This is a genomic window from uncultured Castellaniella sp. (assembly GCF_937988725.1).
Classification (GTDB): Bacteria; Pseudomonadota; Gammaproteobacteria; order Burkholderiales; family Burkholderiaceae_B; genus Castellaniella.
This window is the reverse complement of sequence record NZ_CALKHS010000008.1, coordinates 120,374-143,814: the sequence shown is the minus strand read 5'-3', so window position 1 is coordinate 143,814 and position 23,441 is coordinate 120,374. Positions and strand designations below refer to the sequence as shown.

Sequence of the window (23,441 nt, the reverse complement as noted above, 5' to 3'; positions counted from 1 at the left end):
AAAGGATAGGGAACACCGAGGGTGAGGATCAGGGCTGCCAGCGGCTGAAGTTGCGGTAGATCCGCAGGCCGGGCGTTGCGCTCTTTTCTGGGTGAAACTGTACGGCAAAAATATTGTCGGCCGCAACGGCGCAGCAGAACGGCTGCCCGTAGAGGCTGGTGGCGGCGGTCAGGCCAGGATCGTCCGGCTGGGCGTAGTAGCTGTGCACGAAGTAGAACGGGGTGTCCTGGGCGACGCCTTCCCAGAGCGGATGGGGCCGGGTCTGCGTCACGGCGTTCCAGCCCATGTGCGGGACCTTCAGTCGGCCGGCATCGGCTTGGGACGGCGGGTCGAAGGCCTGTCCCTGGAAGCGCCGCACGCGGCCGGCGAACAGGCCCAGGCCGGGGGTGTCGCCCTCGTCGCTGCCGTCGAACAGCATCTGTTCGCCCACGCAGACTCCCAGCAGCGGCTTTTCGCGGGCGGCCCGCAGGACCGCGTCGCGCAGGCCCGAGGTGTCCAGCGTGCGCATGCAGTCCGGCATGGCGCCCTGGCCGGGGAAGACGATGCGGTCGGCCGCCAGGATGTCGTCGGCCCGGCGGGCGATGCGGATGTCCTGGTCGGGGGCGGCCGCCTGCAGGGCGCGGGCCACCGAGTGGAAATTGCCCATGCCGTAATCGACGATGGCGATGCGTGTCACGATGAGGGAATCCTGAGAGGGTTGCGATCCGGCCGGCGGGAGGAGGCCGGCGGGATCAGAGCGCGCCTTTGGTCGAGGGGATCGCGCCGCCGGCGCGGGGATCGATTTCCGTGGCTGCGCGCAGCGCCCGGCCGAAGGCCTTGAAGATGGTCTCGCACTGGTGGTGGGCGTTTTCGCCGCGCAGATTGTCGATGTGCACGGTGGCCTGGGCGTGGTTGACGAAGCCCTGGAAGAATTCCCGGGCCAGGTCGACGTCGAAGCTGCCGATGCGGGCGCGGGCGTAGTCGACGTGGTAGAACAGGCCGGGGCGCCCGGACAGGTCCACCACCACGCGCGACAGCGATTCGTCCAGCGGCACGTAGGCGTGGCCGTAGCGGCGCAGGCCGGCCTTGTTGCCCGCGGCGGCGGCGAAGGCCTGGCCCAGGGCGATGCCCACGTCTTCCACGCTGTGGTGGTCGTCGATGTGGGTGTCGCCGTCGCAGTGGACGTCCAGATCGAACAGGCCGTGGCGGGCGATCTGGTCCAGCATGTGGTCCAGGAACGGCACGCCGGTGTTCAGGGTGCGGGCGCCGGTGCCGTCCAGATTCAGGGCGACTCGGATGCGGGTTTCCTGGGTATTGCGTTCGATGGTTGCGGTGCGCATGGCGGGGGCGGGGTTCTGTTGGGTCGGGCGGCCTCAGGCCGGCGTGTTCAGGCGCAGCGTGGCGCTGGCCGCATGGGCGTGCAGGCCTTCGCCGGTGGCCAGCGTGGCGGCGATGCGGCCCAGGGTCTGGGCGCCGGCGGCCGAAACCTGGATCAGGCTGCTGCGCTTCTGGAAATCATACACGCCCAGGGGCGAGGAGAATCGGGCCGTGCGGGCCGTGGGCAGGACGTGGTTGGGGCCGGCGCAATAATCGCCCAGCGATTCGGAGCTGTAGGCGCCCAGGAAGATCGCGCCGGCGTGGCGGATCTGCGGCAGCAGGGCCTGCGGGTCGCGGGTGGAGAGTTCCAGGTGTTCCGGCGCGATGCGGTTGACGACCGCGCAGGCCTGGGCCAGGTCCGCCGTCCGGATCAGGGCGCCGCGATTGGCCAGGCTGACGCGCAGGATATCGGCGCGGGGCTGGCTGGGCAGCAGGCGTTCGATGGCGGCCTGGACCGCGTCCAGATAGGCGGCGTCCGGGCACAGCAGGATGGCCTGGGCCAGTTCGTCGTGCTCGGCCTGGGAAAACAGGTCGATGGCCAGCCAGTCGGCCGGGGTGCTGCCGTCGGCCACGATCAGGATCTCGGACGGGCCGGCGATCATGTCGATGCCGACGGTGCCGAAGACGCGCCGCTTGGCGGCGGCCACGTAGGCGTTGCCCGGGCCGACGATCTTGTCCACGGCGGGAAGGGTCCGCGTGCCGTAGGCCAGCGCCCCGACCGCCTGGGCCCCGCCGATGGCGAAGACCCGGTCGACGCCGCCCAGGGCGGCCGCGGCCAGCACCATCGGGTTGCGCGCGCCGCCCGGCGTGGGCGTGACCATGATCAGTTCCGGCACGCCGGCGACCTTGGCCGGGATGGCGTTCATCAGCACCGACGAGGGGTAGGCGGCCTTGCCGCCCGGGACGTACAGGCCCACGCGGTCGAGCGGCGTGATCTGCTGGCCCAGCATCGTGCCGTCGGCCTCGGTGTAGGTCCAGGTTTCCGCGCGCTGGTGCTCGTGGTAGCGGCGCACCCGTTCGGCGGCGGCTTCCAGGGCGGCGCACTGGTCGGTCGGCAGGGCGTCGAGCGCCGCCTGCCAGTCCGCGCGGGGGATTTCGAGCGCCGAAAGGCTGTCGGCCTGGACCCGGTCGAAGCGGGCCGTGTAATCGAGCACCGCCGCGTCGCCGCGTGTCTGCACGTCGTGCAGGATGTCGCGCACCGTGGATTCGATGGTTTCGTCCTGCGAGGCATCGTAGGCCAGCAGGCGGGTCAGGGCCGCGTCGAAATCGGCGGCGCGGGCATCCAGGCGGTTGATCAGGGACATGACGGCGACAAAGGGGTAAAAGGCTATCTTATCAGGCCATCTGCGCCGAAGCCTGGGCAAAGGCGTCCAGGAAGGGCTGCAGGCGCGGACCGTGCATTTTCAGGGCCGCCTGGTTGACGATCAGGCGCGAGGAGATCTGGCGGATTTCCTCGACTTCGACCAGCCGGTTGGCGCGCAGCGTGCCGCCTGAGGACACCAGGTCGACGATGGCGTCGGCCAGCCCGACCAGCGGCGCCAGTTCCATGGAGCCGTACAGCTTGATGATGTCCACGTGCACGCCCTTGGCGGCGAAGTGCTCGCGGGCGGCGCGCACGTATTTGGTGGCGATGCGCAGCCGCGAGCCCTGGCGCACGGCCGTCTGGTAGTCGAAGCCCTCGGGGGCGGCGACGCACAGGCGGCAGCGGGCGATGTTCAGGTCGATGGGCTGGTACAGGCCGCCGGGGTGCTGGGCCATGTGTTCGTGCAGCACGTCCTTGCCGGCGATGCCGAAATCCGCCGCCCCGTATTGCACGTAGGTGGGCACGTCGGATGCCCGCACGATGATGATGCGCAGCTCGTCGGAGTCGGTCGGCAGGATGAGCTTGCGCGAGGTTTCCGGGTTTTCCGGCACGCCCACGCCGGCCGCCGCCAGCAGCGGCAGGGTTTCTTCGAAGATGCGGCCTTTGGACAGGGCCAGGGTCAGCGGGGCTTGTGCCATTGCGGTGTGCCTATTGAATGCGTTGGATGTCTGCGCCCAGCGCCTGGAGCTTGTGTTCCATGCGTTCGTAGCCCCGGTCCAGGTGATAGATGCGTTCGACCGTGGTCTGGCCCTGGGCCGCCAGGCCGGCGATGACCAGGCTGGCGGACGCCCGCAGGTCGGTGGCCATGACCGTGGCGCCCAGCAGTTCCGGGTGTCCCTGGACGACGGCGGTGTGGCCGTCGATCTCGATGTCCGCTCCCATGCGGCAGAGTTCCTGCACGTGCATGTAGCGGTTCTCGAATATGTTTTCCGTGATGACGGCGGTGCCGTCGGCCAGCGTGTTCAAGGCCATCAGCTGCGCCTGCATGTCGGTCGGGAAGCCGGGGTATTCGCTGGTGCGAAAGCCGGTGGCGCGAGGCCGGCCAGCCATGCGGGCGCGGATCCAGTCCGGGCCGGTGGTGATTTCCAGGCCGGCGTCGCGCAGTTTGTCCAGCACGGCGCCCAGGGTGTCGGGCGCGGCGCGGCGCAGGGTGATGTCGCCGCCCGTGGCCGCCACGGCGCACAGGAAGGTGCCGGCCTCGATGCGGTCGGGCACCACCTGGTGGCTGGCGCCGTGCAGGCGTTCGACGCCTTCGATGACGATGCGGTCGGTGCCGTGGCCTTCGATGTGGGCGCCCATGGCGATCAGCACGCGGGCCAGGTCCACGACTTCGGGTTCGCAGGCGGCGTTCTCCAGCACGGTGCGGCCTTCGGCCAGGGCGGCGGCCATCAGCAGGTTTTCCGTGCCTGTGACCGTGACCATGTCGGTCAGGATGCTGGCGCCTTTCAGGCGGCCGGCCTCGGCGACGACGAAGCCGTGGTCGATGCGGATGCTGGCGCCCATGGCGGCCAGGCCCTTGATGTGCTGGTCCACGGGGCGCTGGCCGATGGCGCAGCCGCCCGGCAGGCTGACGCGGGCGCGGCCGAAGCGCGCCAGCAGCGGCCCCAGCACCAGGATGGAGGCCCGCATGGTCTTGACCAGTTCGTAAGGAGCTTCCTGGCTGTGGACCTGGCCGGCCTGCAGCGTGACCTGCTCGTCGCCCGGGCGGTGGGTGCGCACCCCCATGCGTTCCAGCAGGGTCAGGGTGGTGCCGATGTCGCGCAGCGCGGGGACGTTGCCGAGCGCCAGCGGTTCATCGGTCAGCAGGGCGGCGCACAGGATGGGCAGCGCGGCGTTCTTCGCCCCCGAAATGGTGACTTCGCCGTGCAGCGGGCGTCCGCCCTGGATCAGGAGCTTATCCATTGTCGTCCTGGGTGGCGGCGTATTCGGCCGGGGTCAGATTGCGCATCGACAGCGCGTGGATTTCCGCGCGCATGCGGTCGCCCAGCGCCTGGTAGACCGTGCGGTGGCGCGCCAGTGTGTTCTGGCCTTCGAAGGCCTTGCTGACGATCAGGGCCTCGAAGTGGGCGCCGTCGCCGTAGACTTCGATGTGTTCGCAATCCAGGTGGTCCGCGATGTACTGGCGGACGAGATCGGGGGTCGGCTGCATGGGCTTAGCTCCGTAATTTGTAGCCCCGCGCCAGCAGGCGCAGGGCGAAAAGGCTGAGGACGACGGCGACGGCCAGCACCACGGCCAGTCCGTGCCAGGGGGAAACGTCGGAGACGGCGAAAAAGCCGTAGCGGAACCCGTCGATCATGTAGAACACCGGATTCCAGCCCGACACGGTCTGCCAGAAGGGCGGCAGGCTGTGGATGGAGTAGAACACGCCCGACAGGAAGGTGGCGGGCACGATCAGGAAGTTCTGGAAGGCGGCCAGCTGGTCGAATTTTTCCGACCACAGCCCGGCGATCAGCCCCAGCGTGCCCAGGATCCAGCAGGACAGGACGGCGAAGACCAGCAGCCAGACGGGTTCCGTGACCGGCAGGCGGACGAAGAACAGCGCCACGGCCCAGATGCAGATCCCGACAGCCAGGCCGCGCATGACGGCGGCCAGCAGGTAGGCCGTGAAGATCTGTCGGTGCGAGAAGGGCGGCAGCAGCACGAAGATCAGGTTGCCGGTGATGCGGCTCTGGATCAGCGACGACGAGGGATTGGCGAAGCTGTTCTGCAGCATGCTCATCATCATCAGGCCGGGGATCAGGAAGGCCGTGTAGGGCAGGCTGCCGTAGACCTGCACGCGGTCTTCCAGCACGTGGGAAAAGATCAGCAGGTACAGCAGCGCCGTCACCACCGGCGCCGCGATGGTCTGCAGGCCGACCTTCCAGAAGCGCATCAGTTCTTTGTGCAGCAGTGTCGGAAAGCCCGAGCCCATGGCCGGCCGCGTCTGGGAAACCGGGCGGATCACAGTTCGGCCTCCAGCAGGGAATCGTCGTGCATGATGTGGACGAAGGCGTCCTCCAGGTCGGCGCCGCCGAACCGGGCCATCAGGGCCTGCGTGGTGTCCAGCGCCACGACGTGGCCGGATTTCAGCATGGCCACGCGTCCGCACAGGGATTCGGCTTCTTCCAGGTAGTGCGTGGTCAGCAGGATGGTGTGGCCCGCCTGGTTCAGCCGCGTGATGAAATCCCACAGCGTGCGGCGCAGGTCCACGTCGACGCCCGCCGTGGGCTCGTCCAGGATGATGACGGGCGGGCGGTGAACCAGCGCCTGGGCCACCAGCACGCGGCGCTTCATGCCGCCCGACAGGGATCGCATGTTGGTGTCGGCCTTGTCCAGCAGGCCCAGATTGTCCAGGATCTCATCGATCCAGTCGTCGTTGTTCCGCAGGCCGAAGTAGCCCGACTGCAGGCGCAGGGTCTCGCGCACAGTGAAGAACGGGTCGTAGACGATTTCCTGCGGCACGACGCCCAGCGACTGGCGGGCGCGGCGGAAATCGTCGACGACGTCGTAGCCGCAGACCCGGGCGCTGCCGGACGTGGCGTGCGCCAGGCCGGCCAGGATCGAGATCATCGTGGTCTTGCCCGCCCCGTTGGGCCCCAGCAGGCCGAAGAACTCGCCGTGCTCGATGGTCAGGTTGACGTCGTGCAGCGCCTGGAATCCGGCGGGCGCGGGGCGGCCCGTCAGCCGGTCGCGCAGGGACGGACGGGCGGGGGCATAGATTTTGGAGACGTGTTGCAGGTCGAGGGCGGGCATGAGCAGACAATGGCGCCCCGAAATGAGCGCCACTGGGCATTATAAGCGGTGATCAGGGAATATTCTCGTGCCCGGACCCGCCAGCGAGCGTGTCGAGTACGCGGCTATTGCCCGCTTTTCGCGTTCAGCGCCTTGATCAGCCCGTCGATGCCGTTGCGGCCGATTTCCTGGGCGAACTGATTGCGGTAGTTCTGGATCAGCCAGATGCCTTCCACGTTCAGATCGTAGACCTTCCAGCCCGCGTCCGTCTGTTCCAGCCGGTAATCCACCCCGATCGGCGCACTGTTGGGCTGAGACACCGACGTGCGCACCACCGCGTCGCCGGCCTGCGTGTCGCCCCGGAACGGCAGCAGCGTGATCGTCGTGTCCGGCGTCACGCGCGTGAACGCGCCGCTGTACGTGCGGATCAGCGTGCCTGTGAACGCCTTGACCAGATCGGCCTGCTGCTGGGCCGAAGCCTGGCGCCAATAGCGCCCGGCGGCCAGGCGCGTGGTCTTGTTCATGTCCACATAGGGAAGCGCGTACTGGCGCACCAGAGCCGTGATGTGGCCGACGTCGCCCTTCAGAGCCATCGGGTCCGCCTTGACCGCCTCCAGCATGTTGTTGGCCACCGCGCCCAGGAACACGTCGGGCGTCGCCTTGGGGTCGACGGGGTGTTCGGCCCGGGCGGCCGGCAGCAGGGCCATCGCCAGGACGGCGCCCAGCAGGAACGTCCGTGTCAGGCGATGCAGGTTCGACGGAAGGAAGGACTTCATCATTCGGGAGCTCCAGAGAGCGCCGGGGAAAATCCCCGGCGCCGGTTCGTCATGGGGCGGGCCGCCACACGGCCCGCCCCGGACGGTCCGGCGTGGGTCAGTGGGTGGCTTGCGCGTCCGGGTCTTCGTACACGGGCAGCGTGTCGGTCGCCTTCTCGGGCGAAGCCTGGTCCAGCGCGTCTTCCGTGCTGGCGCGTTCGCCTTGCGCCCGGCTATCCAGCATAGCCTTGCGGCGCTGCAGGTAGGCGTCGCGGATGAAACTGTATTTGTCCAGGGCGATCTGGTCCACCAGGCGGTCGGCTTCCAGCAGGTTGGCGCGTGTGTCGACGATGTACAGGCCCAGGAGGGAATTGCGGACCGGCACGTCGTCGATGGCGAGGACGGCGGCGGCCGGGCTCGAAGGCACCGTCAGGGTGACGGCCGTGCCGACCCCGTCGCGCACCGTGCTGGGGCCCAGGAAGGGCAGGACGAAGTACGGGCCCTGGCCGAAGCCCCAGACGCCCAGCGTCATGCCGAAATCGTTGGGGATCTTGCGGGCGCCGTGCATCGAGGCGACGTCGATGCAGCCGCCCAGGCCGGCCGTGGTGTTGAACAGCACGCGCCCGAACGTATCGACGAAGTCACGGCCGCGCCCTTGCAGCAGGCTGTTGATGCCGGACCACACATCGCCCAGATTGCTGAAGATGTTGTGGATGCAGGTGCGCACGGGGCGGGGCGTGACGGTTTCGTAGCCGGTGGCGATGGGCTTGAGCACCGCGCGGTCCACCGTGTCGTTGAAGGCGTACATGCCCCGGTTATACGATTCCCAGGGGTCGTTGGGCGAAGGGTGCGGCACCTGGGCGCAGCCCGCCATCAGCGCCACGGCCGCCAGAGCCAGGACGGTGCGCGTCATGCGGCTGCGACGGGAATGGGAAGGATGCGGATGGGCGGTCGTGGTCATGGGGATCAGTGCGGTGGGGGCGGACGGCCGGGCCGTTTTGCTGCGTATTGTAACCTTACCGGCCGCAACGGCTGGCAAGGGCGCCGTCTTCGGGCGGCCCGGCAGGGTCTGGTGGATCAATGGGCGGCGCCGGCCGCGGGCGCGGCGGGTTGCGCGGTGGCGGAGCCTTCTTTCTCGGCGGAGTTGTACAGGAACTTGCTGATCAGGTCTTCCAGCACGACAGCCGATTGCGTGAATTCGATGGTGCCGCCATCGGCCAGGTTCTTGTCTTCGCCGCCCGGGGTCAGGCCGACGTATTGTTCGCCCAGCAGGCCGGACGTCAGGATGGACGCGGAGGTGTCGGTCGGAAATTGATACTGTTTTTCCAGGTCCACGGCCACGGTGGCCTGGAAGCGCTGGTTGTCGAAGCCGATGGAGGCCACCCGGCCGACGACGACCCCGCTGCTTTTCACGGGGGCGCGGACCTTCAGGCCGCCGACGTTGTCGAAATGGGCCTGCACCCGATAGGTGGGGGCGAAGGAGAAGGAGCTCATGTTGCCGGCCCTCAGGGCCAGGAACACCAGGGCGATCAGGCCCAGCAGGATGAACAGTCCTACCCAGAAATCGGTTTTTTCGCGTGTCATGAAATGATCCTCAGTGCGCAAACATCAGCGCCGTCAGCAGGAAGTCCAGCCCCAGCACGGCCAGCGCGCCGCTGACGACCGTGCGCGTCGTGGCGCGGGACACCCCTTCGGGGGTGGGCAGGGCGGTCCAGCCCTGGTACAAGGCGATGAGCGTGACCACGACGCCGAACACCAGGCTCTTGATGACCCCGTTGAGCACGTCGCTGACGACGTCCACCCCGCCTTGCATCTGCGACCAGAAAGCGCCCGGGTCGATGCCGATCAGCACCACCCCGACGAACCAGCCGCCCAGGATGCCGACCATGGAAAAGACGGCCGCCAGCACCGGCATGGCGATGACGCCGCCCCAGAAGCGGGGCGTGAGCACCCGGCGGATGGGGTCGACGGCCATCACTTCCATGGCGGACAGCTGTTCGCCGGCCTTCATCAGGCCGATCTCGGCGGTCAGCGAGGTGCCCGCGCGGCCGGCGAACAGCAGGGCGGTCACGACCGGCCCCAGTTCGCGGGTGAGCGACAGCGCCACCAGCAGGCCCAGGGCTTCTTCCGAGCCGTAGCGGTTCAGGGTGTAGTAGCCCTGCAGCCCCAGGACGAAGCCCACGAACAGGCCCGACACCCCGATGATCAGCAGGGAATGGTTGCCGATGAAATGCACCTGCTGGGCCGTCAGCCTGGGGCGGCGCCACAGGATGCCGCTGCGGGCCAGGATGGCCGTGAACAGGCGGGCGAAGGCCCCCAGGCCGGTCAGCATGGCGACGAAGCCGTGACCCAGGGCGGCGATGCGGCGCGACAGTGCGTTCATGCCGTCCCCCTGCGCGCGGCCAGCCAGCGCTCGAAGGCGGGCGTCAGCGGATAGTGGAAGCCGATCGGGCCGTCCGGCCGGCCCTGCAGGAACTGCTGCAGGTAGTCGTCCTGGGAGGCGGACAGTTCGGCCGGCGTGCCCCGGGCCATCAGCCGGCCCTGGCCGATCAAGTAGACCTGGTCCACGATGGCGAAGGATTCCGCCACGTCGTGGGTGATCAGGATGGAGGCGCAGCCCAGCTTGTCGGTCATGTCGCGGATCAGTTGCGCGGTGATGCCCAGGGAGATCGGATCCAGGCCGGCGAAGGGCTCGTCGTACAGGATCAGTTCGGGTTCCAGGACCACGGCGCGGGCCAGCGCCACGCGCCGCGCCATGCCGCCGGAGATTTCGGAAATGCGCAGGTGCGCCGCATGGCGCAGGCCGACGGCCTGTAGCTTGTCGAGCACCTTTTCAAGAATCTGCTGTTCGGAAATGCAGGTGTGTTCCCGCAGGGGGAAAGCCACGTTCTCGAAGACGTCCAGATCCGTGAACAGGGCGCCGCCCTGGAACAGCACCCCCATGCGCTGGCGGGTTTCACGCAGGGATTCGCCGCGCAGGTCGGCCATGCGGCGCCCGAATACGGTGATGTCGCCCGCCTGGGCCGGCAGCTGGCCGGTGACGGCCCGCAGCAGCGTGGTCTTGCCCGACCCCGAGCCGCCCATCATGGCCACGACCTGCCCCGGCATGACCTGCAGGTCGATGTCGCGCAGCACCGTGAAGTCGCCGTAGCCCAGCGAAACGCCGGCGAAGGTCACGAGAGGATCGGGAGGATTGGCTGAGCTCATCGGGGGTCAATTGGCCGCATCGGACTAACATTGTACCTGTGCGGCATGCCGCGGCCGGAACTCTCTTGCCACGGCGCCCGACCGGACATGGAACTTTTTGCGCTGCTATCCGTTGGAGCAGGGGTGAATGCGGATGCCGACCTCGAGGATGTGCGCCATGCGGTGCGCGCCAGCGCCGGGGATGCGCGCGCCTATTCCTGGCTGGTGATGTGTCACCAGGGGCCTGTTTACCGCTATCTCGTGCGCTTGGTCCGGGTCCCGGAAACTGCGCGCGAACTGACGCAGGACACTTTCCTGCGGGCTTTTCAGGCGATCCCGACCTGGCGGCCGGAGGCGCGGTTCCGGACCTGGCTGTTTCGCATTGCGCACAATCTGGCACTGGATCATCTGCGGCGCGCGAAACATGTGCGCCTGGAGCCGCTGGAAGCGGGCGCCGACGTGCCGGATCCGGCGCCCGGGCCCGAAAGGCGGCTCGAAACCGCGCAGCGGATGCGCCGGCTGGAACAGGCGCTGGCCGCTCTGGCGCCGGCGCATCGCGAGGTCCTGCTGCTGCGCGAGATCGAAGAGATGTCCTACGAGGACATCGCCCGCGCCCTGGATCTGAACCTGGGCACCGTGCGCTCGCGCATTGCCCGCGCCAGGGCGGCATTGCTCGCTGTCCTGAGAACTTGACCGAGGAAAATGTCCATGCCTTGTCCCCGCACGCTGTTGCTTTCCGCCTGCCTGGATCCGGAATGCGCCGGCCCGCGGCGTTCCTTGATTCTGGCGCATGTCCGCAGCTGCCCGATCTGCGCCGCCGAACTGGATGCGTTGCGATGCCTGTCGGACGATCTGCGGGCCTTGCCGGATCCGGAAGGGGCGCCGGAGGCGTTCCGCGCCTGGCGGATGCGCCCGGACGCCGGGCGGCGTGACCCCTCGCGGCGCCGATCCTGGCGGCAAGGGGCGTTCTGGTGGATGCGCTTGCCGGCCGGTTTGGCGGTTGCCGCGTCGCTGGCGGCCGGGGTCGGCCTGGCGAACTGGTCTTTACCCGCAGCGGGATCCGCGCGGTCCGTGGCCGCCGCTGCGCGGCTGGATGTTTTTGATGCGGTGCCGCCAGGCGGATTGTGTGCCGCCGGCGGTTTGTGTGGAACCCCCCAGGAGCGCACATGACTCCCCGATTCCGGAATACCTTGCTGGCCGTATCCCTGGCTCTGAACGTCGGTTTTATCGCCACGGCCGTCCAGCGCCACTGGACTGGAGCCGCCTCGGCGCTGCGTGAAGCGGCGACGCCACTGGCGCAGCGCTTGACCCTGTCGGTCGCGCAGCGGGAGGCGTGGGTCGCGCTTGAAAGGCCGTTCCTGAACGATCTGGCCGGGAACTGGGCGGCCATTCGCGCGCAGCGCCAGGCTTTGCTGGATGAGATCTTCGCGGCGCGCCCCGATGGCTCGCGGCTGGCGAGCATCCAGGAGCGGATTGCCGCCCTGCAGGATGCCCAGCAGAAACGCGTGATTCGCCAGTTGCTGGCCGAGCGGAAGGTGCTTGACGCCCATCAGCAAGGCGTCCTCAGGGGCCTGCTGGCGCGGGAGTATGCCGAGCAGGCCACTCGGGAGGAATATCTGCATCAGGCTTCCCATTAATCACACAGCGGGCGGGAGAGGGCGCTGCCGCCGGAAGGCCGGGTTTTTTCTGCGGGGATGAAACTTTTTCCCGGGCTGTTCGTTTGAACGGGGGTCAGAGCGACATTCATCCATTTTCCGGAGTTGAATCCATCATGTCTATCCAAGCCCCTCGCATCCTGCTCTCCCTGGGCATCGCCTTGCCCCTCGCGCTGTCCTCCGTTCCATCGCTGGCGCAAACGCACGATCACGGTCATGCCGCATCGGCGGCGCTGACCCTGGACCATGGCCGGAAATGGGACACCGACGCCCCCTTGCGCCAGGCCATGGGCAACCTGGCGCGGGCGGTCAACCAGAATCTGCCCGCGGCACACGCCGGCACTCTGACCGACGCGCAATATGACGCGCTGGGCGCGCAAGCCAATCGGGAATTCGCCTACATCGTCGAAAACTGCAAGCTGACGCCGCAGGCCGATGCCGTCCTGCACGTCATCCTGGGGGATATGGTCAACGGCGCCGAAGCGATCGGCGGCAAGCAGGCGGACCAACCTCGTTCAGGCGGCGTCGTGCGCTTGGCCCAGGCGCTGAATCGCTATGGCGAATATTTCAACCATCCTGGTTGGCAGGATGTTCAGTTGCCGCATTGAACGGACCGTGCCCGGGGCGCCTGGAGGCTCTTGCTGTAGTAGCCCGATGGATCAAAGCAGCAGACCCGTTTCTTGCCCGCGGCAAGCATGTCACAGGCGTCATGGACCCGCCGTGCGCGGGTCTTTGTCTGCCTGGCGGATTCGATCCAGTGTATCCAGTCGACGCGCGCGATGGTCGTCGTGGCGTCCCAGACGGCCCTGGCTGCGGGGGACGCTGCGAGCGCCTCTTGCAGGTCGTCGGGCAGCTGCGGTTCCGGTTCCGTCTCGACCGGCGAGAACTGGACGGTCGTCAGATCGCCGACGCGCGCGCGGGCCGCCTCGCGCAGGCGCCGATCCACGCGCAGCCAGTGGCTGAGCTGGCCGTCCGGTTCGAGACGGGCCTGAAATGGGTGCCCGTTGAGTGTTCCTTCGATCGAGGTCCTGCCGCGCCTGGGCAGTGCGTCGCTGGCGGACTTGGGCAGCACGAGAAAGGTCCAGGAGTCGCCATCGTGGTCGGCTGGCTGAAGCAGCGTGGCCTTGAAGGTGATCATGGCGCGCCGCCCGGGAAGTGAGCGGCAGCCCAGGCGGCAAAGGCGGGCGGGATGTTGGTCATGGTGTTCGCCTTTCGTGGAAAGGGGAAAAAGTGGGCCCTGCTGCAGGCGATGGGCGGCCCATCGCCTGCCGATAGTGTATTCAGTTTGCCGCCGGAGGATAATGCCCTTGATTCAAGATTAATAATTCACTGATAGCGAATAGGTTGATGGATCGTCACATGGCCTGGCTCGTGTTCCGGGAAGCGGCCGAGCGGGACAGCTTCGCCGAGGCGGGTCGTCGGCTGGGTCTGTCGCCCGCGGCCGTCAGCAAGAACATCGCGGAACTGGAAGCGCACCTCGGCACGCGGCTCTTTCACCGTACGACGCGCAGCAAGGCGCTGACGGAAGAAGGCAGGATCTACCTGGAGCACGTCGCGCGGGGGCTGGACGCCCTGGCGGCCGCGGACGAGGCCCTGGGCCTGGCTCAGGCGGTTCCGTCGGGCGTCCTGAGGGTGAGCGCGCCGATGACCGTGGCCATGACCTGGCTGTCCGCCCGCATTCCCGAATTCCTGCAGCGCTACCCGGATCTGCGCCTGGACCTGAGACTGGACGACCGGCGGGTCGATATCGTCGGAGAGGGGTTCGACCTGGCCATCCGGGGCAGCGACCGGCTGGAAGATTCCAGCCTGGTCGCCCGCCGCCTGACCGACATGGCGCATGTGCTGTGCGCCGCGCCCGCCTATCTCCGGGCGCGGGGCGCTCCGGCCTCGCCGGCCGCGCTGAAGGGGCATGAATGCGTGCGTTTCAGCCTGTCTGGCCACGCCGACGTCTGGACGTTCCGCAAAGGCGCGCGCATCGAGCAGGTGTCGGTCGAGTCCCGGTATTCGGTCTCGTCCAGCCTGGCGGTCTGCGATGCCTTGCGGGCGGGGTTCGGGCTGAGCCTGGTGCCTCGCCCCTACGTCGAGCGGGACCTGCGGGAGGGCCGGCTGCAGGCCGTGCTGCGGGACTGGCAGACGGTGACCACCACGCTGTATGCCGTCTATCCGTCCCGCCGCCACCTGACGCCCAAGATCCGCGTGTTCCTCGATTTCCTGGCGGAAGTCTTCGGCGCCGCCTGAAGCCCTCAGCGCGGCAGCTGGGACGAGCCCATCAGGTATTCGTCCACGGACCGGGCGCATTGGCGGCCTTCGCGGATGGCCCAGACCACCAGGGACTGGCCGCGCCGCATGTCGCCGGCGGCGAAGACCTTGGCCCGCGAGCTGCAGTAGTCGTCGGTGTTGGCCTGCACGTTGCCGCGGCCGTTGACCTCGACGCCGAAGGCGTCGAGCACCGAGCGCACCGGCGAGACGAAGCCCATGGCCAGCAGGACCAGGTCGGCCTGGATCTCGAAGCGCGAGTCCTTGACCTCGCGCATCTTCATCTGGCCGGTGGCCTTGTCCTTCAGCCATTCCAGGCGGGTGGCCACCAGCTTTTCGACCTTGCCGCCCTTGCCCTCGAAGGACTGGGTGCCGACCGCCCAGTCGCGCTGGCAGCCTTCGTCGTGGGACGAGGACGTGCGCAGCTTGATGGGCCAGTACGGCCAGGTGAGCAGCTTGTTTTCTTCTTCCGGCGGGCGGAACATCAGTTCGAACTGCGTGACCGATGCCGCGCCCTGGCGGTTGCTGGTGCCCACGCAGTCCGACCCGGTGTCGCCGCCGCCGATGACCACCACATGCTTGCCTTTGGCGTTGATGGGCTTGGCGATGCGGTCGCCGTGGTTGATCTTGTTCTGCTGGCGCAGGAAGTCCATGGCGAAATGCACGCCGCGCAGCTCGCGCCCGGGCACGGGCAGGTCGCGCGGCTGTTCGCTGCCGCCCGCCAGCACCACGGCGTCGTATTGGGCCAGCAGTTCCTCGGGCGTGACGACGGTCAGGCCGTCATCGGCGTCCTCGGCCCGGCCGACGTAGGTGGACGGGAGGAACTCCACGCCTTCGGACTCCATCTGCGCCAGACGCCGGTCGATGTGGGTCTTTTCCAGCTTGAAGTCGGGGATGCCGTAGCGCAGCAGCCCGCCGATGCGGTTGCTCTTCTCATAGACCGACACGCTGTGGCCGACGCGGGCCAGTTGCTGGGCGCAGGCCAGGCCCGAGGGCCCCGATCCCACGACGGCGACTTTCTTGCCGGTCTTGCGGGCCGGCGGCTGGGGGACGACCCAGCCTTCCTGCCAGCCGCGCTCGATGATGGTGTGCTCGATGGACTTGATGCCCACCGCCGTGTCGTTCAGGTTCAGGGTGCAGGCGGCCTCGCAGGGGGCTGGGCAGATGCGGCCCGTGAATTCCGGGAAGTTGTTGGTGGACAGCAGCGTGTCCAGCGCGCGCTTCCAGTCCTGCTTGTAGACCAGGTCGTTCCAGTCGGGGATGATGTTGTTGACCGGACAGGCGTGGGTGCAGAAGGGCACGCCGCAGTCCATGCAACGGGCGCCCTGGACGCGGGCTTCCTCGTTCGTCAGCGGCGAGACGAATTCCTTCCAGTGGCGCAGGCGGCTTTCAGGCGCCTCGTAGGCCGGCTTGACCCGGTCGAATTCCATGAAACCAGTGATTTTTCCCATGATGCGGTATTCCTTCAGGCGGCCAGGTCGCGGGCCTGGGCGGCTTGCCACAGTTCGCCCAGTGCGCGGCGGTATTCGGTCGGAGTGACTTTGACAAAGGCGCGGCGGGCCTGATTCCAGTCGTCCAGGATTTCCCGGGCGCGGAAGCTGCCGGTGTGGCGGAAGTGGTTTTCCACCAGGCGGCGCACGATGGTCTCGTCGGTTTCGCGTTCGCTGTCGCGGCTCTGGTGGTGCCAGAACTGGACGTCGCCGGCCTGCCGCTGGGCTTCGTGGGTGCTCATGGGGTCGAGCTGCACCATGTCCGGGTTGCAGCGCCGCGCGAAGACCTGTTCCGGGTCCCAGACGTAGGCGATGCCGCCCGACATGCCGGCGGCGAAATTGCGTCCGGTTTCCCCCAGGACGACGACGGTGCCGCCCGTCATGTATTCGCAGCCGTGGTCGCCGGTGCCTTCGACGACCGCGACGGCGCCGGAATTGCGCACGGCGAAGCGTTCGCCCGCCACGCCGTTGAAGTAGGCTTCCCCGCCGGTGGCGCCGTACAGCACGGTGTTGCCGGCGATGATGTGGTCCGGACCGAAGCCCCGGAAGTCGTTGGGCGAGCGCACGATCAGGCGGCCGCCCGACAGGCCCTTGCCGACGTAGTCATTGGCTTCGCCGACCAGGTCCAGGGTGACGCCGTGCGCCAGGAAGGCGCCGAAGCTCTGGCCCGCCGCCCCGTTGCACTGGATGTGGATGGTGTCGTCGGGCAGGCCTTCGTGGCCGTAGCGCCGGGCCACTTCGCCCGACAGCATGGCGCCGATGGTGCGGTTGCGGTTGCGCACCGGCGTGATGAAGGACACTTTTTCGCCGCGCTCCAGCGCCGCCTTGCTGCGGTCGATCAGCTGGTGGTCCAGGGCGTGGACCAGGCCATGATCCTGGAGGTCGGTGTGGTGCACGGAATCGTCCGTCTGCACCTGATGGAAGATGCGGCTGAAGTCCAGGCCATGGGCCTTCCAGTGGCTGATGCCCTTGCGCGTGTCCAGCAGGTCCACGCGGCCGATCAGTTCGTCGAACGTGCGGATGCCCAGCTGCGCCATGATCTCGCGGACTTCCTCGGCGACGAAGAAGAAGTAGTTCACGACGTATTCGGGCTTGCCGTTGAATTTCTTGCGCAGCACCGGATCCTGGGTCGCCACGCCGGTCGGGCAGGTGTTCAGGTGGCACTTGCGCATCATCACGCAGCCTTCGACGATCAGCGGCGCCGTGGCGAAGCCGAATTCGTCGGCGCCCAGCATGGCGGCGATCGCCACGTCGCGCCCGGTCTTCATCTGGCCGTCGGCCTGCACGCGGATGCGGCTGCGCAGGCGGTTCAGCACCAGCGTCTGCTGGGTTTCCGCCAGGCCCAGTTCCCAGGGGATGCCGGCGTGCTTGATGGACGAGACCGGGGACGCGCCCGTGCCGCCGTCGTGGCCGGCGATCACCACGTGGTCGGCCTTGGCCTTGGCCACGCCGGTGGCGACCGTGCCCACGCCGACTTCGGCGACCAGTTTCACGGAAATCGAAGCGCGCTCATTGACGTTCTTCAGGTCGTGGATCAGCTGGGCCAGGTCTTCGATAGAGTAGATGTCGTGGTGCGGCGGGGGCGAGATCAGCCCCACGCCCGGCACCGAATAGCGCAGCTGGGCGATGTAGTCCGTGACCTTGTGGCCCGGCAGCTGACCGCCTTCGCCGGGCTTGGCGCCCTGGGCCATCTTGATCTGGATCTGGTCGGCGCTGCACAGGTATTCGGCCGTGACGCCGAAGCGCCCGGAAGCCACCTGCTTGATGCGCGAACGCAGCGAATCGCCCGCCGCCAGCGGGATGTCGGCCACGATGCGGTCCTTGCCCAGGACCGAGGCGATCGTGTCGCCCTTGCGCACCGTGGGTTTGCCGGCCCGCATTTCGGCGCGGTAGCGCAGGGCGTCTTCGCCGCCCTCGCCGGTGTTGGACTTGCCGCCGATGCGGTTCATGGCCACGGCCAGCGTGGTGTGCGCCTCGGTGGAAATGGACCCCAGCGACATCGCGCCGGTGGCGAAGCGCTTGACGATCTCCTTGGCGGGCTCCACCTCGGACAGGGGGATGGCCTGGGCCGGATCGACGCGGAACTCGAACAGGCCGCGCAGCGTCATGTGACGGCGCGACTGGTCGTTGATCAGCTGGGCGTATTCCTTGAAGGTGGAATAGTTGTTGGCGCGCGTGGCGTGCTGCAGCTTGGCGATGGAATCGGGCGTCCACAGGTGTTCTTCGCCCCGGATGCGGAAGGCGTAGTCGCCGCCCTCGTCCAGGCGATCGGCCAGGACGGGGCTGTTGCCAAAGGCCGCCTGGTGCGTACGCAGAGCTTCCTCCGCCACCTGGAAGATGTCGATGCCTTCGATGTTGCTGGGCGTGCCGGTGAAGTACTTCTTCACCAGGCTGCTGTGCAGGCCGACGGCTTCGAAGATCTGCGCTCCGGTGTAGGACATGTAGGTCGAGATGCCCATCTTGGACATGACCTTCTTCAGGCCCTTGCCGACGGCCTTGATGTAGTGTTCCGTGGCGTCGGGAATGTTCTTTTCCATCCCGGCCAGGGTTTCCAGGGCCAGCCAGGGGTGGATGGCCTCGGCCCCGTAGCCCGCCAGCAACGCGAAGTGGTGCGTTTCGCGGGCGGACCCGGTTTCCACCACCAGGCCGGTATTGGTGCGCAGTCCGGCGCGGATCAGGTGCTGGTGGATGGCGGACGTGGCCAGCAGGGCGGGGATCGCCACGCGCTCGGCGTCGACCTTGCGGTCGCTCAGCAGCAGGATGTTGTTGCCGCTGCGCACGGCGTCGGCGGCCGTGGCGCACAGGGAGGCCAGGCAGGCTTCGATGCCCTCGCGGCCCCAGGCGACCGGGTAGGTGATGTCCAGCTCGCAGCAGCGGAATTTGTCGTTGGTCTGGCGGCTGATGTGGCGCAGCTGCGCCATGGCGGCCTGGTCCAGCACGGGCTGGCTGATTTCCAGCCGCAGCGGCGGGTTGACGTTGTTGATGTCCAGCAGGTTGGGCTTGGGGCCGATGAAGGACACCAGCGACATCACCAGCTGTTCGCGGATCGAGTCGATCGGCGGGTTCGTCACCTGGGCGAACATCTGGCGGAAGTAATGGTAGAACGGCTTGGGACGGTCCGACAGCACGGTCAGGGGCGCGTCGTTGCCCATGGAGCCGATGGCCTCCTGGCCGGTGCTGGCCATGGGCTCCAGGATGAACTTGATGTCCTCCTGCGTCCAGCCGAAGGCCTGCTGGCGGTCCAGCAGGCTGGCTGCGGGCTCGGGCAGATCGTCGGCCTTCAGCGCCGGCAGGTCGTCGAGCCGCATGCGCAGACGCTGGATCCATTGCGGATAGGGATGGGCGTTGGCCAGCTGCGCCTTGATCTCTTCGTCTTCGATGATGCGGCCCTGCTGCAGGTCGATCAGCAGCATCTTGCCCGGCTGCAGGCGCCATTTCTTGACGATGCGGTGCTCGGGAATCGGCAGGGTGCCGGCCTCGGAGGCCAGAATCACCATCTTGTCGTCGGTGATCAGGTAGCGGGCAGGACGCAGGCCGTTGCGGTCCAGCGTGGCGCCGATCTGGCGGCCGTCCGTGAAGGTCACGGCGGCCGGGCCATCCCAGGGTTCCATCATGGCCGCGTGGTATTCGTAGAACGCGCGCCGGGACTCGTCCATGTCCGCATGCTGTTCCCAGGCTTCCGGAATCATGATCATCATGGCGTGGGCCAGGGAATAGCCCGACATGACCAGCAGTTCCAGGCAGTTGTCGAACGTTGCGGTGTCCGACTGGCCTTCGTAGACGATGGGGTAGAGCTTGCCCAGGTCTTCGCCCAGCACGGCGGACGACATCACGCCTTCGCGCGCCCGCAGCCAGTTGAAGTTGCCCTTGACCGTGTTGATTTCGCCGTTGTGGGCGATCATGCGGTAGGGGTGGGCCAGGGGCCAGGCCGGGAATGTGTTGGTGGAAAAGCGCTGGTGGACCATCGCCAGGGCCGACACCACGCGGGTGTCGGTCAGGTCGCGGTAGTACACGCCGACCTGGTTGGCCAGCAGCAGGCCCTTGTAGACCACGGTGCGCACCGAGATCGACGGCACGAAGTATTCCTGGCCGTGCGCCAGCTGCATGCGCTGGATGGCGTGGCTGGCCGTCTTGCGGATGACGTAGAGTTTGCGTTCCAGCGCGTCGGGCACCATGATGTCCGGGCCCCGGCCGATGAACAGCTGGCGGATCACGGGTTCGCAGGCGCGCACCGTGGGCGACATGTCCATCTCGTGATCGATGGGCACGTCGCGCCAGCCCAGCACGACCTGGCCTTCGTCGCGCACGGCGCGTTCCAGTTCGCGTTCGCAGGCCAGGCGGGATGCGGTTTCCTTGGGCAGGAAGACCATGGCCACGCCATAGTCGTCGGGCGGGGGCAGGGTGACGCCCTGGCTGGCCATGTCTTCGCGATACAGTTGATCGGGGATCTGGATCAGGATGCCCGCGCCGTCGCCCATCAGTTCGTCGGCGCCCACCGCGCCCCGGTGATCCAGGTTCTCCAGGATCTTCAAGGCCTGCTGGATGACGGAATGGCTCTTGTGGCCTTCGATGTGGGCCACGAAACCCACGCCGCAGGCGTCGTGTTCGTATTCGGGGTGGTATAGACCCTGGGCGGCCGGCAGGCCGGGGGGACAGGAAACGGGGTGGGTCATGGCAGGGCTCGCAAGACTGAATCGCAGATGCCACCGTCTACCGGTGGAATCAGGAAATTACGCCGTCAAGCCCCTGTCGACAACAGGTTTTTATTTGATGTGTCCCCATTTATGAAACCGCTGTGTATTCTTTCTAATAAATGGGGTCATATCAATATTGATGAAAATAAATGAGTTAACTCCATGAATCAAGGTTCTGTGGCAGGGAAAACCCTGATCGAGCCCGTAAAATATTCTTGAGCCGGACGATGTCGGGGAGCATCGTTCCGCCGTCGCTCCGGACGGCGGAAATGGCAGGCGGAATCAGCCTTGGTCCAGGGTGGCGCCGCCGTCCACGCGCAGGTCGTGCAGGGTAATGTGGCTGGCCTGGTCCGACAGCAGGAACAGCACGCAGGCGGCGATTTCGTCGGGGGTGGCGATCTTGTCCAGCGGGATGCCCAGGCGCCAGCGGGCGGCGTCCCCCCGGATGACGGTTTCGCGGGAGCTGCCGAGCGCCCACATGGCCTGCTGCATGGCGGTGTCTGTCGATCCGGGCGAGACGATGTTCACGCGGATGCCGTACGGCGCCAGTTCCAGGCCCAGGCAGCGGCTGAACTGCGTGACGGCCGCCTTGGAAGCGGCGTATGCGGCCATGCCGGCCCGCGGGGTGGCGGCGGCGTTCGAGCTGACGGTGACGATGGCGCCGGCGCGGCGTTCGCGCAGGCGGCGGGCGACGGCGCGGCAGACGTGAAAGACGCCGGTGGCGTTGATGTCGAAGCAGCGCTGCCATTGGGCGTCATCCAGGTCGACGACGTCGCCCATCTCCAGCACGCCCGCGACGCTGGCCAGGCCGTCGTGCGGTCCCAGGGCCGCCTGGGCCTGCGCGACGATGTCTTCGACCTGCGCGGCATTGCGCACGTCCAGGCGCGCCGTCCACAGCCGGGGCTGCTCGTCGGCCGGGGCCTGCGCGGCGGCGGCTGCCTGCAGGGTTTCCAGGCCGTCCGCCCGCAGGTCGACGGCCGACACCCGGGCGCCCCGGGCCAGCAGCTGCAGGGCGACTGCCGCCCCGATGCCGCCGGCGGCGCCGGTGACCAGGATGTGGCGGTCCTCGAAACCGCTCCGGGGCGCGTGGCCGGTGCCGGGAGCCGGGACGGAGACAGGCCGGTCGGCGCTCGGGATCTGAATCATGCGGTTTCCTCCCGGGCTGCGGGCGTCGTGGCGGTGTCCAGGGCGTCGAGGATCTGGCCGGTGGTCAGGCTTGCGCCGCAATTGCGCGAGACGTGGCGGATGGCCATCCGGTGATCTTCCAGACTGAAGTCGGCGCAGGCGTCCAGCGCCAGGAAGGGCTGCACGTCCTGCATGAAGGCTTCCAGGGCGGTGCTCAGGCAGCCGATGTGCGCGTAGACGCCCGTGATGATCAGCTGGTCGCGGCCCAGGTCCGCCAGGCGACGGCGAAAATCCGATCGCTGGAAGGCGCTGTAGCGCCATTTCGTCAGGACGGTGTCCTGCGGACGGGGACGCAGGGCGGCGACGATGCCGGCGCCGACCTGCTGGTCGGGCGCGGTCAGCCCCGGCCCCCAGAAGTCGTTCAGCAGCGCCCGGTCGGCGGCCGGCTGCACGGGGGGCTGCGCGGTATAGAACACCGGGATGTCCAGGGCGTCGCAACGGGCGCGCAGGCGGGCGATGGCGGCGATCAGCGCGGGGATCGGCGCCCGGGCGACGTCGTATTTGCCCAGGAAATAATCCTGCATGTCGTGGATCAGCAGCGCGGCGCGGCCGGCTTCGGGCCGCCAGTCCACGCGGTTGGACACCGGGTGGTCCGGCATGTCGTAGGGAGTCAGGGGGGGAATGCTCATGGGGCGGTCTCCAGGCCCAGCGCGTCCAGGATAGTGCGCAGTTTGTTGCCGGTCTCGACCCGTTCCTGCTCGGGCACCGAGCCGGGGACGATGCCGGCGCCCGCGTACAGGGTCATGGCGCTGCCGGCCATCCGGGCGCAGCGGATGGCGACGGACCAGACGCCGTCGCCGCGCGCGTCGCACCAGCCCACGGCGCCGGCGAAGTAGCCGCGCTCGAAGGGTTCGATGTCGGCGATGGCCCGGCGGGCGTCGGCGGCGGGCAGGCCGCAGACCGCGGGCGTGGGATGCAGGGCGATGGCCAGATCCAGGGCGGAGATGTCCGGATCGGCCAGTTCGCCGGTGATCGGGGTGCCCAGGTGCCAGAGCCGGGCCGTCGAGGTCAGGCCGGGGCGTGCGGGAACGTCCAGGGCGCGGCACAGGGGGCGCAGCGCGGCGTCGATGGCCTCGACCACCACGGCATGCTCGCGCAGATCCTTGGGCGACTCCAGCAGGGCCTGGCCGTTGCGCGCATCCGCCTCGGCGTCCGGGTGGCGGGCGGCGGTGCCGGCCAGGGGATGCACGTAGACCTGGCGGCCCCGGCGCCGCACCAGCAGCTCGGGGCTGGCGCCCACGAAATAGGCGCCGTCCGCATCCAGGGGCATGGCATAGGTGTAGCCGTGCGGGTTGCGCTGCCACAGGCGGTCGATCAGGCGGGGCAGGTCGACGGCCCGGCTCAGGTCCAGCTGCAGCGTGCGGGCCAGGACCAGTTTGCGCAGCGCCGGTTCTGCGTCCAGACGCGCCAGGGCTTCGCGCACGCCCTCTTCGTAGCGGGCGCCCGTGGGATGTTCGCGGGTGCGCAGGATGGCCGGCATGCTGGCGATCGGCAGATCCTGGGGCGCCTGCGTCCGGATCCATTTCTCCGGTACGCGCAATTGCGCCGGCTGGGCGGGATCGTAGGGCAGCAGCCCCAGCAGCACCGGGGCGGCCTGCGTGGCGGCGGCCTCGGCCAGCAGTCCGGCCGCGTGGCGGCCGACATCCCCCCGGGGTTGAGCATGCAGCAGGCAGCCGCGTCCGTGGAAGATCCCGCCTTGCGAGGCGAACAGGCTGTCGCCGGGCAGGAAGCCGGGCGCCGCGGTCGATGCCCCGTTCCGTCCGGGGATGGCTCGGGTCGGCATGTCCAT

The 23,441-nt window shown here is 68.1% G+C and carries 24 protein-coding genes; 5 read left to right on the top strand and 19 right to left on the bottom strand.

Going from position 1 to position 23,441, the window contains the following annotated elements; genetic code table 11:
* Window positions 1-28: 28 nt before the first annotated feature.
* The 13 genes from hisH to Q0263_RS06790 form a co-directional block, all read right to left on the bottom strand.
* Window positions 29-676 carry an imidazole glycerol phosphate synthase subunit HisH gene (hisH, locus tag Q0263_RS06850; RefSeq protein WP_298014639.1) on the bottom strand — a complete coding sequence of 216 codons (648 nt, stop codon included), beginning with the start codon at window positions 674-676 and terminating at the stop codon, window positions 29-31.
* A gap of 55 nt (window positions 677-731) precedes the next feature.
* Window positions 732-1,319: an imidazoleglycerol-phosphate dehydratase HisB gene (gene hisB, locus Q0263_RS06845; protein WP_298014637.1), complete on the bottom strand. Its 588-nt coding sequence runs from the start codon at window positions 1,317-1,319 to the stop codon at window positions 732-734.
* A gap of 33 nt (window positions 1,320-1,352) precedes the next feature.
* Window positions 1,353-2,660, bottom strand: coding sequence for a histidinol dehydrogenase (hisD, locus tag Q0263_RS06840; RefSeq protein ID WP_298014635.1), 1,308 nt, complete (start codon window positions 2,658-2,660; stop codon window positions 1,353-1,355).
* Between the two features lie 31 nt (window positions 2,661-2,691).
* A complete protein-coding gene (hisG, locus tag Q0263_RS06835; protein WP_298014633.1) occupies window positions 2,692-3,357 on the bottom strand; it encodes an ATP phosphoribosyltransferase in 666 nt (221 codons plus the stop codon).
* A 10-nt stretch (window positions 3,358-3,367) separates the two neighbouring features.
* Window positions 3,368-4,621: a UDP-N-acetylglucosamine 1-carboxyvinyltransferase gene (gene murA / locus Q0263_RS06830; protein ID WP_298014631.1), complete on the bottom strand. Its 1,254-nt coding sequence runs from the start codon at window positions 4,619-4,621 to the stop codon at window positions 3,368-3,370.
* Complete coding sequence (locus Q0263_RS06825; protein WP_298014629.1) at window positions 4,614-4,868, bottom strand: BolA/IbaG family iron-sulfur metabolism protein; 255 nt, start codon at window positions 4,866-4,868, stop codon at window positions 4,614-4,616. The genes murA and Q0263_RS06825 overlap by 8 nt, the downstream gene beginning before the upstream one ends.
* A gap of 4 nt (window positions 4,869-4,872) precedes the next feature.
* Window positions 4,873-5,631 (bottom strand): ABC transporter permease, encoded by a 759-nt coding sequence (locus Q0263_RS06820; RefSeq protein ID WP_298014955.1) that lies wholly within the window; start codon window positions 5,629-5,631, stop codon window positions 4,873-4,875.
* A gap of 29 nt (window positions 5,632-5,660) precedes the next feature.
* Window positions 5,661-6,452, bottom strand: coding sequence for an ABC transporter ATP-binding protein (locus tag Q0263_RS06815; RefSeq protein ID WP_298014627.1), 792 nt, complete (start codon window positions 6,450-6,452; stop codon window positions 5,661-5,663).
* A 104-nt stretch (window positions 6,453-6,556) separates the two neighbouring features.
* Entirely contained in the window at window positions 6,557-7,207 is a 651-nt protein-coding gene (locus Q0263_RS06810) for a phospholipid-binding protein MlaC (RefSeq protein ID WP_298014953.1), read from the bottom strand.
* Window positions 7,208-7,304: 97 nt separating this feature from the next.
* A complete protein-coding gene (locus Q0263_RS06805; protein ID WP_298014952.1) occupies window positions 7,305-8,099 on the bottom strand; it encodes a VacJ family lipoprotein in 795 nt (264 codons plus the stop codon).
* Window positions 8,100-8,263: 164 nt separating this feature from the next.
* Complete coding sequence (gene mlaD, locus Q0263_RS06800; RefSeq protein ID WP_298014625.1) at window positions 8,264-8,770, bottom strand: outer membrane lipid asymmetry maintenance protein MlaD; 507 nt, start codon at window positions 8,768-8,770, stop codon at window positions 8,264-8,266.
* Window positions 8,771-8,780: 10 nt separating this feature from the next.
* On the bottom strand, window positions 8,781-9,569 hold the full coding sequence (mlaE, locus tag Q0263_RS06795) for a lipid asymmetry maintenance ABC transporter permease subunit MlaE (RefSeq protein ID WP_298014623.1): 789 nt from the start codon (window positions 9,567-9,569) through the stop codon (window positions 8,781-8,783).
* Entirely contained in the window at window positions 9,566-10,393 is an 828-nt protein-coding gene (locus tag Q0263_RS06790) for an ABC transporter ATP-binding protein (RefSeq protein WP_298014621.1), read from the bottom strand. The genes mlaE and Q0263_RS06790 overlap by 4 nt, the downstream gene beginning before the upstream one ends.
* 30 nt (window positions 10,394-10,423) lie before the next feature.
* Here Q0263_RS06790 and Q0263_RS06785 point away from each other — a divergent pair, with 30 nt between their 5' ends.
* The 4 genes from Q0263_RS06785 (at window position 10,424) to Q0263_RS06770 (ending at window position 12,635) form a co-directional block, all read left to right on the top strand.
* Window positions 10,424-11,065, top strand: coding sequence for a sigma-70 family RNA polymerase sigma factor (locus Q0263_RS06785; protein WP_298014618.1), 642 nt, complete (start codon window positions 10,424-10,426; stop codon window positions 11,063-11,065).
* Window positions 11,066-11,080: 15 nt separating this feature from the next.
* On the top strand, window positions 11,081-11,542 hold the full coding sequence (locus Q0263_RS06780) for a hypothetical protein (RefSeq protein ID WP_298014616.1): 462 nt from the start codon (window positions 11,081-11,083) through the stop codon (window positions 11,540-11,542).
* Window positions 11,539-12,009 carry a periplasmic heavy metal sensor gene (locus Q0263_RS06775; protein WP_298014615.1) on the top strand — a complete coding sequence of 157 codons (471 nt, stop codon included), beginning with the start codon at window positions 11,539-11,541 and terminating at the stop codon, window positions 12,007-12,009. The genes Q0263_RS06780 and Q0263_RS06775 overlap by 4 nt, the downstream gene beginning before the upstream one ends.
* 134 nt (window positions 12,010-12,143) lie before the next feature.
* Window positions 12,144-12,635, top strand: a complete 492-nt coding sequence (locus tag Q0263_RS06770) for a hypothetical protein (RefSeq protein WP_298014613.1) — start codon at window positions 12,144-12,146, stop codon at window positions 12,633-12,635.
* On the opposite strand, the gene Q0263_RS06765 is transcribed toward Q0263_RS06770, so the two are convergent.
* Complete coding sequence (locus Q0263_RS06765) at window positions 12,620-13,165, bottom strand: YdeI/OmpD-associated family protein (RefSeq protein WP_298014612.1); 546 nt, start codon at window positions 13,163-13,165, stop codon at window positions 12,620-12,622. The two genes, Q0263_RS06770 and Q0263_RS06765, sit on opposite strands and share 16 nt — an antisense overlap.
* 209 nt (window positions 13,166-13,374) lie before the next feature.
* On the opposite strand from Q0263_RS06765, the gene Q0263_RS06760 reads away from it, so the two are divergent.
* Window positions 13,375-14,265, top strand: a complete 891-nt coding sequence (locus Q0263_RS06760; RefSeq protein ID WP_298014609.1) for a LysR family transcriptional regulator — start codon at window positions 13,375-13,377, stop codon at window positions 14,263-14,265.
* Between the two features lie 5 nt (window positions 14,266-14,270).
* On the opposite strand, the gene Q0263_RS06755 is transcribed toward Q0263_RS06760, so the two are convergent.
* The 5 genes from Q0263_RS06755 to Q0263_RS06735 all read right to left on the bottom strand — a co-directional run bounded on the left by Q0263_RS06755 (window position 14,271) and on the right by Q0263_RS06735 (window position 23,435).
* Complete coding sequence (locus tag Q0263_RS06755; protein ID WP_298014607.1) at window positions 14,271-15,734, bottom strand: glutamate synthase subunit beta; 1,464 nt, start codon at window positions 15,732-15,734, stop codon at window positions 14,271-14,273.
* Window positions 15,735-15,748: 14 nt separating this feature from the next.
* Window positions 15,749-20,446, bottom strand: a complete 4,698-nt coding sequence (locus Q0263_RS06750) for a glutamate synthase-related protein (RefSeq protein ID WP_298014605.1) — start codon at window positions 20,444-20,446, stop codon at window positions 15,749-15,751.
* Window positions 20,447-20,749: 303 nt separating this feature from the next.
* Window positions 20,750-21,613: a 2,3-dihydro-2,3-dihydroxybenzoate dehydrogenase gene (gene dhbA, locus Q0263_RS06745; protein ID WP_298014603.1), complete on the bottom strand. Its 864-nt coding sequence runs from the start codon at window positions 21,611-21,613 to the stop codon at window positions 20,750-20,752.
* Window positions 21,610-22,281 (bottom strand): isochorismatase family protein, encoded by a 672-nt coding sequence (locus Q0263_RS06740; protein WP_298014601.1) that lies wholly within the window; start codon window positions 22,279-22,281, stop codon window positions 21,610-21,612. The genes dhbA and Q0263_RS06740 overlap by 4 nt, the downstream gene beginning before the upstream one ends.
* Complete coding sequence (locus Q0263_RS06735; RefSeq protein ID WP_298014600.1) at window positions 22,278-23,435, bottom strand: isochorismate synthase; 1,158 nt, start codon at window positions 23,433-23,435, stop codon at window positions 22,278-22,280. Before Q0263_RS06735 ends, Q0263_RS06740 begins: the two co-directional genes overlap by 4 nt.
* Window positions 23,436-23,441 lie beyond the last annotated feature (6 nt).